Origin of the sequence: Vibrio sp. 1-2 (7-a) (genome assembly GCF_013048515.1) — a bacterium.
In the GTDB taxonomy this organism is placed as follows: Bacteria; Pseudomonadota; Gammaproteobacteria; order Enterobacterales; family Vibrionaceae; genus Vibrio; species Vibrio diabolicus.
In genome coordinates this window covers 269,257-284,150 of the sequence record NZ_VHSQ01000003.1, presented here as the reverse complement: position 1 = coordinate 284,150, position 14,894 = coordinate 269,257, and the positions used below count along the sequence as shown (strand labels likewise).

13 protein-coding genes are annotated in these 14,894 nt (G+C 46.8%); 4 read left to right on the top strand and 9 right to left on the bottom strand.

Going from position 1 to position 14,894, the window contains the following annotated elements:
* Positions 1 to 8: 8 nt before the first annotated feature.
* Complete coding sequence (ppsA, locus tag FKN08_RS11475; RefSeq protein ID WP_170892157.1) at positions 9 to 2,381, bottom strand: phosphoenolpyruvate synthase; 2,373 nt, start codon at positions 2,379 to 2,381, stop codon at positions 9 to 11.
* 251 nt (positions 2,382 to 2,632) lie between these two features.
* On the opposite strand from ppsA, the gene FKN08_RS11470 reads away from it, so the two are divergent.
* Positions 2,633 to 3,469 (top strand): pyruvate, water dikinase regulatory protein, encoded by an 837-nt coding sequence (locus FKN08_RS11470; protein WP_005392709.1) that lies wholly within the window; start codon positions 2,633 to 2,635, stop codon positions 3,467 to 3,469.
* Between the two features lie 84 nt (positions 3,470 to 3,553).
* Here FKN08_RS11470 and ansB read toward each other — a convergent pair whose 3' ends face one another.
* The gene (gene ansB / locus FKN08_RS11465) at positions 3,554 to 4,618 is read right to left on the bottom strand and encodes an L-asparaginase 2 (protein WP_006741383.1); all 1,065 of its coding nucleotides are present in this window, start codon (positions 4,616 to 4,618) and stop codon (positions 3,554 to 3,556) included.
* Between the two features lie 372 nt (positions 4,619 to 4,990).
* The gene (locus tag FKN08_RS11460; protein WP_005373814.1) at positions 4,991 to 6,247 is read right to left on the bottom strand and encodes an adenylosuccinate synthase; all 1,257 of its coding nucleotides are present in this window, start codon (positions 6,245 to 6,247) and stop codon (positions 4,991 to 4,993) included.
* A gap of 105 nt (positions 6,248 to 6,352) precedes the next feature.
* Here FKN08_RS11460 and FKN08_RS11455 point away from each other — a divergent pair, with 105 nt between their 5' ends.
* From FKN08_RS11455 to FKN08_RS11445, 3 genes are all read left to right on the top strand, one after another.
* Positions 6,353 to 7,222, top strand: coding sequence for a LysR family transcriptional regulator (locus FKN08_RS11455; protein ID WP_006741384.1), 870 nt, complete (start codon positions 6,353 to 6,355; stop codon positions 7,220 to 7,222).
* A 3-nt stretch (positions 7,223 to 7,225) separates the two neighbouring features.
* On the top strand, positions 7,226 to 7,618 hold the full coding sequence (locus FKN08_RS11450; RefSeq protein ID WP_048624767.1) for a ribosome recycling factor family protein: 393 nt from the start codon (positions 7,226 to 7,228) through the stop codon (positions 7,616 to 7,618).
* Between the two features lie 80 nt (positions 7,619 to 7,698).
* Entirely contained in the window at positions 7,699 to 8,313 is a 615-nt protein-coding gene (locus tag FKN08_RS11445; protein ID WP_006741386.1) for a LysE family translocator, read from the top strand.
* Positions 8,314 to 8,408: 95 nt separating this feature from the next.
* Here the strand turns inward: FKN08_RS11445 and FKN08_RS11440 are convergent, their stop codons facing one another.
* From FKN08_RS11440 to FKN08_RS11415, 6 genes are all read right to left on the bottom strand, one after another.
* Positions 8,409 to 8,930, bottom strand: a complete 522-nt coding sequence (locus FKN08_RS11440) for a DUF2058 domain-containing protein (RefSeq protein ID WP_006741387.1) — start codon at positions 8,928 to 8,930, stop codon at positions 8,409 to 8,411.
* Between the two features lie 47 nt (positions 8,931 to 8,977).
* Positions 8,978 to 9,754, bottom strand: a complete 777-nt coding sequence (locus FKN08_RS11435; RefSeq protein WP_047008056.1) for an Asp/Glu racemase — start codon at positions 9,752 to 9,754, stop codon at positions 8,978 to 8,980.
* 56 nt (positions 9,755 to 9,810) lie between these two features.
* Positions 9,811 to 10,770 (bottom strand): cyclodeaminase, encoded by a 960-nt coding sequence (locus FKN08_RS11430; protein WP_145534461.1) that lies wholly within the window; start codon positions 10,768 to 10,770, stop codon positions 9,811 to 9,813.
* A 14-nt stretch (positions 10,771 to 10,784) separates the two neighbouring features.
* Positions 10,785 to 11,759, bottom strand: coding sequence for a hydroxyectoine utilization dehydratase EutB (eutB, locus tag FKN08_RS11425; RefSeq protein ID WP_006741390.1), 975 nt, complete (start codon positions 11,757 to 11,759; stop codon positions 10,785 to 10,787).
* Positions 11,760 to 11,845: 86 nt separating this feature from the next.
* Positions 11,846 to 13,252 carry an aspartate aminotransferase family protein gene (locus tag FKN08_RS11420; RefSeq protein WP_074190436.1) on the bottom strand — a complete coding sequence of 469 codons (1,407 nt, stop codon included), beginning with the start codon at positions 13,250 to 13,252 and terminating at the stop codon, positions 11,846 to 11,848.
* A gap of 41 nt (positions 13,253 to 13,293) precedes the next feature.
* Positions 13,294 to 14,814 (bottom strand): NAD-dependent succinate-semialdehyde dehydrogenase, encoded by a 1,521-nt coding sequence (locus FKN08_RS11415; protein WP_170892156.1) that lies wholly within the window; start codon positions 14,812 to 14,814, stop codon positions 13,294 to 13,296.
* Positions 14,815 to 14,894: the final 80 nt, after the last annotated feature.

The following is a 14,894-nucleotide window of genomic DNA, read 5'->3' as shown; positions in this document are numbered from 1 at the left end:
TTAGCGCGTTACTTGCTGCTAACTTTACCGAGCTGTAACCAAGTATCGATAACGGTGTCTGGATTTAGTGAAACAGAGCTGATGCCTTGCTCCATCAACCATTCCGCCAAATCTTCATGATCTGATGGGCCCTGACCACAAATACCCACGTACTTGCCAGCTTTGGTTGCTGCGTCAATTGCCATTTTCAGCATGATTTTCACCGCCGCGTTACGCTCATCAAATAGGTGAGCAACGTCGCCAGAGTCACGGTCCAGACCAAGCGTTAGCTGAGTCATGTCGTTTGAACCAATCGAGAAGCCGTCAAAGTACTTCAAGAACTCATCGGCAAGTACCGCGTTGGATGGCAGTTCACACATCATGATGACTTTCAGACCTTGGTCGCCACGGCGCAGATCAAACTTCGCTAGCAAATCTATCACTGATGCAGCTTCGCTTGGTGTACGCACGAATGGGATCATGATTTCAACGTTCTTCAGACCCATTTCGTTACGAACGCGCTTGATAGCTTGAGTTTCTAACTCGAAGCAATCTTCAAACACTGGAGAAATGTAACGAGACGCACCACGGAAGCCGAGCATTGGGTTTTCTTCATGCGGTTCGTAGGCTTTACCACCAACCAAGTTGCTGTATTCGTTAGACTTAAAGTCAGACATACGAACGATGACGCGTTTTGGCCAGAAAGCAGAAGCGATAGTCGCGATGCCTTCAGTCAGCTTGCTCACGTAGAAATCGATAGGATCTTTGTAACCACGAATGCGCTGTTTAATTTCTGCTTTTAGCTCATCGCTTTGCGCATCAAAGTTAAGTAATGCTTTCGGGTGAATACCGATCATCTTGTTGATGATGAACTCTAGACGAGCAAGACCAACACCTTCGTTTGGAATCTGAGCAAAGTCGAATGCGCGATCTGGGTTGCCCACATTCATCATCACTTTGGTCGGCAGTAGTGGCAGTTCATCAACAGAAGAGCGTTTTACATCAAACTCAAGTTCACCTTGGTAAACGTAACCCGTTTCGCCTTCTGCACAAGATACGGTCACTGTTGCGCCATCAGTCAGTTTGCTTGTCGCATCGCCACAGCCAACGATTGCAGGAATACCAAGTTCACGAGCAATGATTGCTGCGTGACAAGTACGTCCGCCACGGTTGGTAACAATAGCAGAAGCTTTCTTCATCACTGGTTCCCAGTCTGGATCAGTCATGTCTGTAACCAACACATCACCTTCCTGAACCAATGACATTTGGTCCAGAGAGTCAACCAAACGCACTGCACCTTTACCGATACGTTGACCGATTGCACGACCTTCAATCAAAACATCTGCTTTGTTTTGTAGCTCGTAGCGCTCAATCACGTTTTGTTCCGTTTGTGAACATACGGTTTCAGGACGCGCTTGAACAATGTACAGCTTGCCGTCGATGCCATCTTTTGCCCACTCAATGTCCATTGGACGCTGGTAGTGCTTCTCGATGATCATCGCTTGTTTGGCGAGCTCTTTGATCTCTTCGTCGTTCAGTGAAAACGTGTTGCGCTCTTCATCAGAAGTATCAACGATATCAACTTGTTTGCCGATCTCTTGGTTGTCAGAGTAGATCATTTTGATCAACTTAGAACCAAATGTTTTCTTAACGATCGGGTGCTCACCTGCTTCAAGCATTGGCTTATGAACGTAGAATTCATCAGGGTTTACTGCGCCTTGAACGACCATTTCACCTAGGCCCCATGAAGAGGTGATGAAGACAACTTGGTCGAAACCAGACTCAGTATCAAGCGTAAACATTACACCCGAAGAAGCTTTGTCTGAACGCACCATACGTTGGATACCCGCAGATAGCGAGATACCACGGTGGTCGAAACCTTGGTGTACACGGTAAGAGATCGCACGGTCGTTAAATAGAGAAGCGTAAACGTGCTTAGTTGCTTCTAGTACTGCGTCGATGCCTTTCACGTTCAAAAACGTTTCTTGCTGACCAGCAAAAGAGGCATCAGGCAGGTCTTCTGCCGTAGCAGATGAACGAACTGCGACTGAAAGCTCAGGGTTGCCTTCAATCAGTTCTTGGTAGTTTTCACGGACTTCTTGTTCAAGATCCGCAGGGAAAGGGGCCTCTAATACCCATTGACGGATGGTTGCACCTGTCTTACGCAGAGCTTCCACATCCTCAACGTCTAGTTCATCAAGTAATTGGTGAATACGCTCATCCAAACCTTCGTGGTCAAGGAATTGGTTAAACGCGTATGAGGTTGTCGCAAAACCATTTGGTACAGAAACGCCTGCGTTCGCTAGGTTAGAAACCATTTCGCCAAGTGAAGCATTCTTACCGCCGACTTTGTCGACATCATCCATGGATAGGCCATTGAACCAGAGGGTGTTCTTTTGCATGTCTTTCTCCAGAAACATTGCAGCTTAGTAGGGGGACTTAAATCGCTCTAAACAATCGCATGTTGGCTGTTATTACACTTTGACCATATATTGCTTCATTTAGATTGATATCAAAGGCAAACGATTACGTTCTGGCTGAAAAAAATTCAAAAGAATTTTTAAAGCTGTGGTGAACCTAACTGAAAGCCAAACTGATTTATTAATATTATGTTTACCATCCTACTCAAAAGATTTTGAAAAATTAAACAGAAATGCAAATAAATAACCAAAGTCGTGATGTGTTCTATGTTTCTGACGGTACGGCGATAACATGTGAGACATTAGGACATGTTGTTCTCGGTCAATTTCCGTTCATTCCTAACGAAAAAACCTTTCCGTTTGTAGAAAGCCAGGACAAAGTTGCTGACGTAGTCAAAGAAATTGAAACTTCCTACCAACGCAATGGCGTCAAACCTCTGGTGTTTTTCTCTATCGTGGTGCCAGACGTACGTGAAATGCTGCTGGAAGCACCTGCATACAGCTACGATGTGTTGGAAAGCATTGTACAGAAAGTGCAAGACGACATTCAGATGGCGCCAAAACCCAAGTTGCAACGTTCTCGCAGTGTGGGGAAAGATTCCGATACCTATTTCGACCGTATCGCGGCCATTGAATATACATTGGCGCATGATGATGGCATCACGCTAAAAGGGTTGGAACAAGCCGATATCATCCTGCTGGGAGTATCGCGCAGCGGGAAAACCCCCACCAGCCTATATATGGCGATGCAGTTTGGTTTGCGTGTCGTGAACTACCCATTTATTGCGGAAGACGTGAAGATGATGCGTTTGTTGCCTGAGTTTGAGATCCATCGTCATAAATTATTCGGGCTTACTATCGACCCTGAACGTTTGACTGAAATCCGTGAGAATCGTTTGTCTGGAAGTGATTACGCCAGTACTGAGCAGTGTAAGTTGGAGCTAGACACCGTAGAGGCGTTGTTTAGAAGAGAGGCGATCCCATATATCAATACGTCCTCTCTGTCTGTTGAGGAAATTACTACGCGTATTCTGGAAAAAGCAGGAATGAAGCGCCGTTTGTTTGGTTAACCAGGGGCGCCAACATCGTCGTGTGCAAGAGGAGGCGAGTAACACCTCCTCTTGTGCATCTAAAGATGCCTTGCACAGAATGATTTAATAGTATTGGAACATCTTTTGGATATCTTGATAGTTTTTAGTCTGAGTAAGTGACAGCATCAGTAAGATACGTGCTTTTTGTGGGTTTAGTGTGCCTGAGGCAACAAAGCCATATTTGTCGTCATCAATTTCAGCATCCAAAGTGGTTGAGCCAGTTGGTGTGCGAGAGCTCCTTACAACAACAACGCCATCTTTGCTCGCTTTTTCTAGCTCATCAAAGACCGTGTGGTACAAGTTACCATTACCCACACCAGCACTTACAATACCGTCAAACTTCGCATCCACAAAGGCTTTGACTGGTAAGCTCGACGCATTTGCATAGTTATAAACAATGCCTACTTTAGGTAGTGTGTTGAGTTTTGATACATCGAATGGTGTTTCTGTGGTGTGTTTACGCTCTGGGCTTCGTTGATATTTGGCATCGCTATTATGAATGTAACCGATAGGGCCAAAGTTAGGTGACTGGAAAGTACTGACGGAAGTGGTGTTTGTTTTAGTTACGTCTCGCGCATCGAATATAGTGTCATTCATCGCGACTAACACGCCGCGCCCTTCAGAATCTTCATCGGTGGCTGTCACGACGGCGTTGTATAAATTAACTGGGCCATCAGCACTCATTGCGGTGGAAGGACGCATTGCACCGACAATCACGACTGGCTTTTTGCTCTTGACGGTCAGATCAAGGAAGTAAGCGGTTTCCTCTAACGTATCGGTACCATGCGTGATGACGATACCGTCAACATCATCTTGAGCGAGCAGTTCGTTGACGCGTTTGGCTAATTTAAGCCATACCTCATCATTCATATCTTGTGAACCAATACTGACGACTTGCTCTCCGGAAATATCGGCAATGTTGGTCATGCTCGGAACGGCAGAAATCAATGATTCAACGCCGACTTTACCTGCTGTGTAGTTTGACTCTGTCGCAGATTGACCTGCTCCAGCTATGGTGCCACCAGTGGCAAGGATTTTAATGTTCGGAAGATCGGATTGCGCAAAAGAGAACGAACTGATGCATAAACCGAGAGTTATTGTACTGAGGCGGAAAAGATTTTTCGTCATGGGAATCACCTGCTGTTAGGTTGGATGTTGGGGAACTCATCTATCCTAAAAACAGCGGGTTAGATTTTTTGAGCACTAGTTCAACAAATTGCAGATGAAGATCGTGATCAAGCAATCAGTTAAAGAACATTAATTCAAACAATTAACTTAAATAACGTGCTTCTTTAACAAGTGAGAGATGTACTAATAACGTGCACAATGCGTTATATGCTCTAATCTATTGATTGGTAAATAAAGAGGGAAGGGAGGTGCGATTAGGTTACTAAACACGAATTGAGAAGTGCAATTTCTTCAAAGTTTACAGTGTAAAAAAAAGCGGCTTTACCCCGGAACAGATAAAAGCCGCTTGCCAATGATGTGTTAATTCACATCTTATCGCATAATCATTTGTTCACGACCAGGACCCACAGACACCATTTTTACTGGTACGCCCATCAGTTCCTCAATGCGTAGAACGTATTTCTGTGCTGCTACTGGAAGCTCTTCAAACTTACGACAACCTGTGATGTCCTCGCTCCAGCTTTCCATCTTCTCGTAGATTGGCGCAAGAGATGCAGTTTGAGGCCAGATTGGGTTTTCGCTGTGGTCGCCTTCGTAGCCAACACAGATTTTCAGATCGTTAAGACCAGTCAAACAGTCTACTTTCGTTAGTGCAATTTCAGTTGCGGCTTGCAGTTCAACGCCATTCTTCGTAGCGACTGCGTCGAAGTAACCCATATCGCGCGGACGACCTGTAGTTGCACCGAACTCGCCTGCAAGTTCTCGGAAAGCATCTTGCTCTTCCATTGCAGTGATCAACGTACCAGTACCTACTGATGAGCTGAATGCTTTTGCAACCGCAATAACGCGTTCAGGACGAAGTGCTGGAAGACCACTGCCGATACCCGCGTACATTGATACAACGTTAGAAGATGTTGTCCAAGGGTACTCACCGTAAACAAGGTCACGACCCGCGCCAAGCTGCGCTTCGAACAATAGAGTTTTGTCTTTCGCTTGTAGTTCTTTTAGAGGCAGCGTTACGTTGCAAATTGAATCGCGCCAAGGTGCAGAGACTTCTAGCAGCCAGTTCGCCAGTTCTTCAGCAGTTTGTTCAAACTCGAACGTCGGGTAAAGCGCACGCAGTTGTGGCAGTTTCCAATCCATCATGAATTGAAGGCGTTCAACCAATACTTCTGGTTGCTTCAACCAACCAACTAGGATGCCTTTCTTCATTACGCGGTCACCGTACGCAGGTGCTATACCTTGGCGAGTTGAACCGTATGCTTTGTCGCCTAAACGTTGTTCTTCTAGCGTATCTTCTAATGCGTGTAGAGGTAGACACAGTGTTGCGCGATCAGAGATGCACATATTCACTTTTACGCCCGCTTCTTCAACTTCCGCAATCTCCTGAGACAGCAATGCAGGGCTGATAACCATACCCGGACCTAATACTGCCAAACAGTCTGGGTTGAAAACGCCACTTGGTAGCTGGTGCAGCTTGAACGTACCTAGGTCGTTAACCACGGTGTGACCCGCGTTGTTACCACCTTGGAAACGAATGCTCGCAGAAGCTTGCTCTGCCAAAAAGTCAACGATGCGGCCTTTGCCTTCATCACCCCAGTTTGCACCCACAACAACGATAGACGACATAATTTAATCTCCAAAAACAGATACAAAAATCTTAAGGCGTTCGCCATAATAAGAGAAATTAATTATACTCATTAACTTGATAAGAATCTCATATTGGAATTGGCAATGTTAGATTTGAACTGGCTACGAACCTTCGTAACTCTTGCAGAGGTAAAACATTTCGGCAAAACAGCGACGGAACTGCACATGACACAGCCGAACGTGAGTTTGCATATCAAGCAGTTGGAACAAGCCACGCGCACTAAACTGATTGAGCGAAATCCTGTGCAGTTGACGCAAGCGGGGAAGCGTTTGTTAGATACGGCGCAGCGGATGCTTAATGAGCTGCAAATTTGCCAATCGGATCTCAATGCCATCAACGATCTTACGCAAGGAACGCTTTCTATTGCGGCGAGCGATATCGTTTCACGTTTACTGCTTATCAAACCGTTCCAGCAATTCAAAAGTGAATACCCGGGTATCGACTTGGCATTGTTCAATACCACGTCTTCTCAAGCGGTGGATTTGGTGAAAAGTGCGCGTGCCGATATCGGCTTTGTTATCGCACAAAAAGAGAGTCAACCGCTGCATTTTACGCCTCTCACGCAAATTCACTGGTGTGCGTTTGGCGATAACATTTTTGAGTGGCAGGACAATCGAAAAGAGAGCCAGACGTTGATTCTGCTAGGGCACGACACGCGAACCCGTGAGCTGATAGATGCGTCTTTACCTGAGTTAAATCTGCCTAAGCATCGCGTGATGGAAGTGGGCAGTGTGGAAGCACAAATCGACTGGGCAGAAGCAGGATTTGGGACCGCCATTGTGCCGGATTTCTCTCTTGATCCGAGGTTAATGCTTTCCCGAGAAGTCACGCCTTTGCCTAGTTTTCCAAACACCGATTTCGGCTACATTGTGCGCCAAAATCAGGTGCTCTCCAAAGCCGCCAAACAGCTACTCACTTGGGTTGGAGAGAATGTGTCAGTGGTGGGAGAGTAACGGATGAAAGATGACGACATTATTGTTTCGCTGCCCTCTCTGATTCATCGCATTGGCGGTGAGAATGCTAAACGCATTAAAGTCATTGCGGCGGATTGCGGGTGTGACGTTAAGCGAGTTAGGCGCTCACGTCATTGGCAAGTTTCTGGAGAAGCTTTGAACTTAAAAGCGTTACTTGATCAGCTAAAAGCAGGGCAGTGTGAAGAGCTAAGGTTTGTGATGAATAAGTTGGAGAAAGGGTTATCCGTTCATCAGGACAAACTGGAACCGTTAGAAGAAAAACTGATTCGGTTGGTGGTGCAAAACCCAAATATCACCTTGGCGGAGTTGATGACAGAAACGCACTGTACGATTGCGCAAGCCAGAGCAGCTCGGTTTGAAGCGGAAATGCTCTAGCGTAGAATTTTTTATTTACTCATTCTAGCAGCCAATGTTACGGTGCGGGCTATTACTAAAAATTAAGGCCATTTTTTATCATGGATATTTGGAAGCTCCTCCTTTTTATTCCCGCTTGCTTTGCTCTGAATATGACTCCAGGCCCAAACAACTTATTGGCAATGAATAATGCGCGTTGTTACGGTTTTCGTGCCGCGTTTGTCGCTAGTTTAGGGCGTATTACGGCATTTTCTGGCATGATCGCGTTGTCTGCCTCTGGGCTCGCCGTGATTTTGTACACATCAGAAATGCTGTTTTTAGCGTTAAAGCTGGTGGGTGCGTTGTACCTATTGTGGATTGCATTCAACCTTTGGCGTTCTGAATCGAGCCCGATCTCTGAGTTAACTAACTCACGCAACTATGCAGGGCTTGCGAAACAAGAGTTTACGCTTGCCGCCGGTAACCCGAAGGCGATTCTTATTTTTACTGCGTTTTTGCCGCAGTTTGTTGATGTGAACGCCAACGTTCAAGAGCAGTTTTTTGCCCTTGGCTCCACGTTTTTGATTTTAGAAATGGTCGCCATTTCAATTTACGCGATTTTTGGTTTGTACCTTAGACATTGGTTTTCAAATCCAAAAATGGCGAAACGTTTTAATCGGGGATGTTCGCTGTTTTTAGCCGCATCTGGTGTGAATTTACTACTAAGTAAGCAATAACGCACATCATTTCTGAAGCGTATTTTTTCTATTAAAAAAAGAGCCGCTGATGTTATATCAGCGGCTCTTTTCGTTGATGCATCTATTGTTTGTTGTTACCACATCAAGTCATCTGGCACGACGAAATCTGCGTATGGGTCGTCTTCTGCTGGAATGTCCGATTCTGGTTCTTTCTGTTCGATGATGACGGACTCATCACGTTGAGCAATTTTATTCGCTACTCCGCGTGGAATGACAACGTAGCTTTCACCGACAATCGCAATGGCTAGAATGCCTTTAATCAACTGTTCGCGGATGAGAGCATCAACATACAGTGACTTAACCAAGGTGCCATGGGTGAAGTTGTACTTAATATCGCCATCTTTTAAGTCGATCTTGTTCATCTCAATCAATTGATTGATTTGCGCTTTGATCTCTTTATTCAAACGCTCGGCATTTTGCTGTTCGCTCAATTGTTTATCACGCTCTAACTGTTGGCGTTTATTCTCTTCAACCGCCGCTTTTACTTCGCGTGCTTGAACGCGTGATTTTTTAGAGCCTTTCTTCGCTTTCTTTAGTTTCTTTTCATTAACTAAGCCAGCTTTCAGCATTTGTTCTTGAAGGGTAAGTTTTGCCATGTTTCATCCAGTTAGTGCGCAATTTTGTGCATTTTAGCGAGTCCTTATCAGCAAGGAAAGGGCGATGATGACACGTCGGAGAAATTATCGGACTCAAGCAAACGCAATGCGTCCCAAAGCATCACTTGGTTGGAGCTTAGTACAGGAATACCAAAGCGGCTTGAGAAATAAGGCAGTAGATGCATGACTCGCATGTTCGTGCATGAAATAAATACCGCGTCCACAGTGCAATCAATCGACTCAAGCAGCTGCGCTAAGGCATTTTCTACGTCTTGTCCTCCAATGGTTGGGATATGGGGATCGTAGTCGAGATTGAAATACCCAAAGGCCAGAACGTCAATGCCATGTTCGGTCATGGACTCATAAAGTGGGTGATTGACGTCATTAGTATACGGCGTCAGCATAACGATTCTTTGAGCTTGATGGTGTTCAAGCGCTCTCAGTGCGGCTTGCCAAGGGTTAGTTGTTATGGCTTCGGGTCTCTCTTGACGAATTAAATCAGTGATTTGATCGGAGCCAATGAGCACACTAGCTGACGTACAGCCAAACGCCATGATGTTGATTGGCCACATTGGCACGATGGTGCGTACACACTCGCGGATACTGTTTTGCATGTCTGTTAAGTGCAGAGGATCAACAGTACCTGTGGTGAGAAAGCGTGAAGTGTATAAGCGAACATCTGCGGGTAAATGCTCGCGCCATTCGTTTTCTAGCACATAGTCGGTCGCGAGTTGAATGAGTCCGATTGAACGTTGATAAGCGGATACATCCGCCGAAAAATCAAACTGAGTGGTTAAAGATTGAAACGTACAGAGCTCTGGCATGTTACGGCCCTCAAAAAGTGCGGTGGTTGCCCACCGCCAAAGTCACAGGGAATAAGTTACATCGTGGATTGAATGCTGGTGAGTTGTTGAGCGGTATAGTCAGCGATTGCGGTGTCTTGAACGCCAGTCCCTGTTAAATCACATACCGAAACATCGTCAACACGCCTTGAGTAGGGGTGTTTGCCGCAAATGATGTCGCCAAGTTCGACTAGGCTACGGGTGAGCGGTTTATTTACACTGCGTAACTCGCCAAGCGACTCTGACTGACTAATTCGATCAACCACCAGATGCTCAGCATTTAGAATGACTGACGTGGCAAGTTCACGTTTATGAGGGCTGTCTGAACCCATAGCGATCACGTGTGCTCCTGATGGGATATCTTCCCAATTCAGCAAAGGTTCTTTTGATGGTGTTGTCGTGACAATAATGTCGGCTTCTTGGCATGCTTGCTGGATAGAGGAGTGTACGGATACGGATAGATCGTATCGTTGCTCCATGCGTTGTTTGTAAGCCTGCGATTTTGTGTTGTCTCTTGCCCAGATGTTCACTTGGGAGATTGGCCTAACTAATTTTATCGCAGCGACTTGGAGTTCTGCTTGAAGCCCACTGCCAATAACCGTAATTTTGGATGCTTCTGAGTTCGACAGGTATTTCGCGGAGATAGCGCCGGCGAGAGCAGTACGAATGTCGGTTAGATACCCTTCGTCAAACAATACGCTATCAACCAGCCCTGTTTTCGCACTAAAGAGGACCATCAAACCATTTAGGCTGGGTAGTCCCAGTTTTGGGTTATCAAAAAAACCTGGGCTGATTTTTATCGCGAAGCGCTCATTACCTTTGATATGCGCCGTTTTTACATCCACTTCGCCGTTATGCTCTTCGATTGCCATACTAAGAATCGGAGGCATAGTGACGTTGCCTTGCCCAAGCGCTTTGAAGCCATTTTCCACGGCCGCTAACGCATTAAGATCTAACTGAGTTGCTTGCTCTATCTGAGATTTATTATAGATTTTCATTCGCACGACCTCGGTTATTCTTTGACTTGGCGGCCAATTTTTAATGCCGTCTCAAAAGTGTCTGAAGAGACGTTTTTTCCACTGAGCACCAAAACGACTTTCTTACCGCGTAAGTCCAGTTGATGCTGGTGAATGGCGGCAAGCCCCACTGCGGCCGCGCCTTCTACGGCAAATTTTTCTGCATCGAAAATATCTGCCATGCCTTTGGCGATGTTGTGTTCACTGACTAAAAACGCTTTATCCATGACTTCTTGCACGAGTTTGAAGGTATAGCGATTGTCTAAACCTATGCCGCCACCCAAGCTGTCAGCAAACGATTCGTGCTCTTCAACTTGTACTGGTTTTCCTGCTTTAATGCTTTCTACCATCGCTGCGCCTTTGTCCATGGAAACGCCATACACGTTCACTTTGCTGCTATTTGATTTTGCGGCTAAGCCAATACCACCAATCAATCCGCCGCCAGATAACCCGGCGAAAATGACGTCGACATCAGGAAGATCTTCAATGATTTCTAGCCCAATGGTCCCTTGTCCGGCGATGATGTCTGGGTGTTCGAATGGTGAGAGATAGGTCATCGACTCTTCTTCTGTTAGCCTCAATGCTTCTCGCTCCGCGTCGTCTTGAGCTTGCCCAACAATTCGAACTTCTGCGCCTAATGCTTTAATTGCGTCGACTTTGTTTTGTGGCACTAAATTGGACATACAAATCACGGTGCGGACTCCTAGTCGTTGCCCAGCATAAGCCACGGCACGGCCGTGATTACCAGTAGAGCAAGTGACGACGCCATGTTGTTTTTGTTCCTCACTCAGTTTGTTCATGGCATGAGTCGCTCCACGCAATTTAAAAGCACCAATAGGTTGTAGTGTTTCCAGTTTTAACCAAATTTCACATTGATATTGTTGCGATAACAGTGGTGAGTGAAGTAATGGTGTGCGACTGACTAATCCGTTAATCGCTTTCTTTGCGGCAAAGATTGCTTGTGTTTCCATGTAGTACGTCTCTTAGGACCGCCCCCTCTAACTTGGTCAGAGAGGGCGGTAATCGTTGGTAGGTTTGTGAGTTGGTTAATTCGCGGCTATTTTGGCTGCCACTGTTTAGACGTGACGAGGTTATCCATCACTTTATTGACCGCTTGGTGCGCTTTGTCGACAATAGTGTCGATGTCATTACGATTCGCGATAAGCGGTGGAGCAAAGCCGAGGATGTCACCATGTGGCATGGCGCGAGCGATTAAGCCTTGCTCTAAACAGGCTGCCGCGATTTGCGGACCCACTTTCAAGTTTGGATCAAAGTGTGCTCGGCGGAGTTTGTCTGAAGAAAACTCCAACGCATGCAACAAGCCAACGCCACGAGTATCACCGATCAATGGATGATCGTTAAACGTTTCCGCCATACGTTGCTGCAGGTAAGCGCCGACCTCGGCTGCGTTTTGCACCAAGCCTTCACGTTCAATGATATCGAGGTTGCAGTTCGCGGCTGCCGCTCCCATTGGGTGACCGGAGTAGGTATAACCGTGTCCGATAGCGCCCCATTGGTCGGTGCCGTTTTCTAGCACACTCCAAACTCGTTCACCGACGATCACGCCAGATAGCGGTTGATAGGCAGAGGTTAACCCTTTCGCTACCGTGATGAGATCCGGTTTCATGTCGTAGTGCAGCGAGCCAAAATCGGAGCCGAGGCGACCAAAGCCACAGACCACTTCATCCGCAATCAAGAGTACATCGTATTTGTCTAGTACTTTACGAATCGCCTGCCAGTACCCTTCTGGTGGTGGCACAATACCGCCAGTACCGAGCACTGGTTCCGCAATCATCGCTGCCACCGTTTCAGGGCCTTCTTCCAAGATCATCGCTTCGAGTTGATCCGCACAATATTGAGAGAATTCAAGCTCAGACATACTCTCGTCTTCACGGCGATAGTAATACGGCGCCATGGTGTGCTTGATGCGCTCAAGCGGTAAATCAAAATGTGCGTGGAACAGAGGCAACCCTGTCATTGAACCCGAAGCGATACTTGAACCATGGTAGCCGCGATCACGGGAGATAATTTTTTTCTTCTCTGGTAGACCACGAGCATTGTTGTAATACCAGACCAACTTAAGTTGAGTTTCGTTCGCATCGCTGCCTGACATGCCGTAGTAGACTTTACTCATGCCTTCAGGCGCCATTTTGATGATGCGATCTGACAGTGTCACTAGTGCTTCGTTCGTATGACCGACGTAAGTGTGGTAGTACGCCAGCTCTTTGGCTTGTTCATAAATAGCATCGGCCATTTCAGTCCTGCCATAGCCAATGTTCACACAATACAACCCGGCAAAGCCGTCTATCAGCTCGATGCCTTCTGAATCGGTGATGCGTATTCCGCTTCCGCTCGAGATAATTCTTCCCGAAAGCTCCCCAGCCGCATACTGCTTCAGGTGGGTTGAGGCATGAAATACTCTCTGACGGTCGATCTCTAAAAGTTGTTGGGTTTTGTTGCTCATGATCCTTCTCCTCTAATAATTGGATATCCATATTTCGTGCCTTAACTGCCACTGACGGTTGGTAAAGCGCCTAAGCAGCAGTATTTGATTTCACTGTATTCTTCAAAGCCGTGGCGACTGCCTTCTCGTCCAAGTCCAGACTGTTTCACACCGCCGAATGGGATAGGGTGTCCAGTCATCTTGACGGAGTTCACGCTCACCATGCCAAATTCCAAACCACGCATGCAGCGCCAAATTTGGTGAATATCGTGGCCATAAACATAGGCAGCTAAGCCGTACTCAGTGTCGTTGCTCATTTCAATCACGGTATCTAAGTCTTGGTAAGGCAATACGCCTGCCACAGGACAAAAATTCTCTTCGCGATACACCGCCATATCAGGGGTGACATCGGCCAGCAATGTCGGCGCAAAGAAGTTTTCGCCTGGTACGGGCTGGTGGTATCCCGCTACCAATCGCGCGCCTTTGTCGAGTGCGTCACGCACCAAATCATGCGCTTTATCCACCGCAGCGCGATTGATCTGCGGCCCCATGGTGGTTTTTTCATCTAAACCATTGCCCAAAACAATGTGGTTCATTTCTTTGGCAAACGCTTCCAAAAACGCTTCGTACTTATCTTCGGGGACGAAAATACGGTTTGCGGCCAAGCAGTCTTGTCCTGCAGTTTGAAACTTGGCATCCACGGCGGCTTTGGCTGCTTGCTCGACATCCATATCTGGCAGCACGATGAAAGGGGCATTACCGCCGAGCTCCATACTGCACTTCTTCACGGTTTGTGCCGCGTCGCGCAGCAGCAACTTACCCACTCGAGTTGAACCTGTGAACGAGAGCGCTTTGACTTTATCGGAGTGACACAAGGTTTGTGACACCATCACCGCATCGCCAGTAATCACGTTAAATACACCAGGTGGAAAGCCGGCTCGGTCTGCTAATTCTGCCAAGGCCAATGCGGAGAAAGGCGTTTCGCTGGCAGGTTTGATGAGCACCGGACAGCCTATCGCTAATGCTGCGGCGGCTTTACGGGTGACCATTGCATTAGGAAAATTCCATGGTGTAATCAGTGCTGCGACACCAATCGGTTCGCGTACCGTCGATAGCTGCGCATTCGGAATATGACTTGGGATGGTTTCGCCATAACTGCGGCGTGCTTCCTCTGCAAACCAACGAACAAAGGATGCGCCGTAGTCGATTTCACCCAAAGCATCACCTAATGTTTTGCCTTGTTCCATAACCATCAAACGAGCAAGATCTTGTTTTGATTCTAAAATCAGATCGTGCCAACGCATGAGAATTTCAGCGCGCTCTTCTGCTTGCATTTTTCGCCATTGACGAAAGGCTTGGTCGGCTTCATCAATCGCTTGATAGAGTTGTTGCTGAGATAGCTTGGTGATGTAGCCGATGACCGTCCCATCCGCTGGATTATCCACCGGATGAAATTGGTCACCACTTACCCATTTGCCATTTACGTACGCTAAACCTCTCACCAAACGTACGTCTTTCATTATCGCCATCATGTCGTGCGAGGCTTTTAATTCCTCAGCATGTAAGCTGTGCAGTGCTGTCATGAGTCCTTCTCCCAGCGTCGTTGTCCATAGTTAAACTGTAATGGAGAAGTGACCGAAATAATTTCTGATGCCGAGGTTTA

Bases quoted from the DNA above. Each gene is read 5' to 3' on its own strand.
- ppsA (WP_170892157.1), bottom strand. From the start codon at position 2,381: ATGCAAAAGAACACCCTCTGGTTCAATGGCCTATCCATGGATGATGTC.
- FKN08_RS11470 (WP_005392709.1), top strand. From the start codon at position 2,633: ATGCAAATAAATAACCAAAGTCGTGATGTGTTCTATGTTTCTGACGGT.
- ansB (WP_006741383.1), bottom strand. From the start codon at position 4,618: ATGACGAAAAATCTTTTCCGCCTCAGTACAATAACTCTCGGTTTATGC.
- FKN08_RS11460 (WP_005373814.1), bottom strand. From the start codon at position 6,247: ATGTCGTCTATCGTTGTTGTGGGTGCAAACTGGGGTGATGAAGGCAAA.
- FKN08_RS11455 (WP_006741384.1), top strand. From the start codon at position 6,353: ATGTTAGATTTGAACTGGCTACGAACCTTCGTAACTCTTGCAGAGGTA.
- FKN08_RS11450 (WP_048624767.1), top strand. From the start codon at position 7,226: ATGAAAGATGACGACATTATTGTTTCGCTGCCCTCTCTGATTCATCGC.
- FKN08_RS11445 (WP_006741386.1), top strand. From the start codon at position 7,699: ATGGATATTTGGAAGCTCCTCCTTTTTATTCCCGCTTGCTTTGCTCTG.
- FKN08_RS11440 (WP_006741387.1), bottom strand. From the start codon at position 8,930: ATGGCAAAACTTACCCTTCAAGAACAAATGCTGAAAGCTGGCTTAGTT.
- FKN08_RS11435 (WP_047008056.1), bottom strand. From the start codon at position 9,754: ATGCCAGAGCTCTGTACGTTTCAATCTTTAACCACTCAGTTTGATTTT.
- FKN08_RS11430 (WP_145534461.1), bottom strand. From the start codon at position 10,770: ATGAAAATCTATAATAAATCTCAGATAGAGCAAGCAACTCAGTTAGAT.
- eutB (WP_006741390.1), bottom strand. From the start codon at position 11,759: ATGGAAACACAAGCAATCTTTGCCGCAAAGAAAGCGATTAACGGATTA.
- FKN08_RS11420 (WP_074190436.1), bottom strand. From the start codon at position 13,252: ATGAGCAACAAAACCCAACAACTTTTAGAGATCGACCGTCAGAGAGTA.
- FKN08_RS11415 (WP_170892156.1), bottom strand. From the start codon at position 14,814: ATGACAGCACTGCACAGCTTACATGCTGAGGAATTAAAAGCCTCGCAC.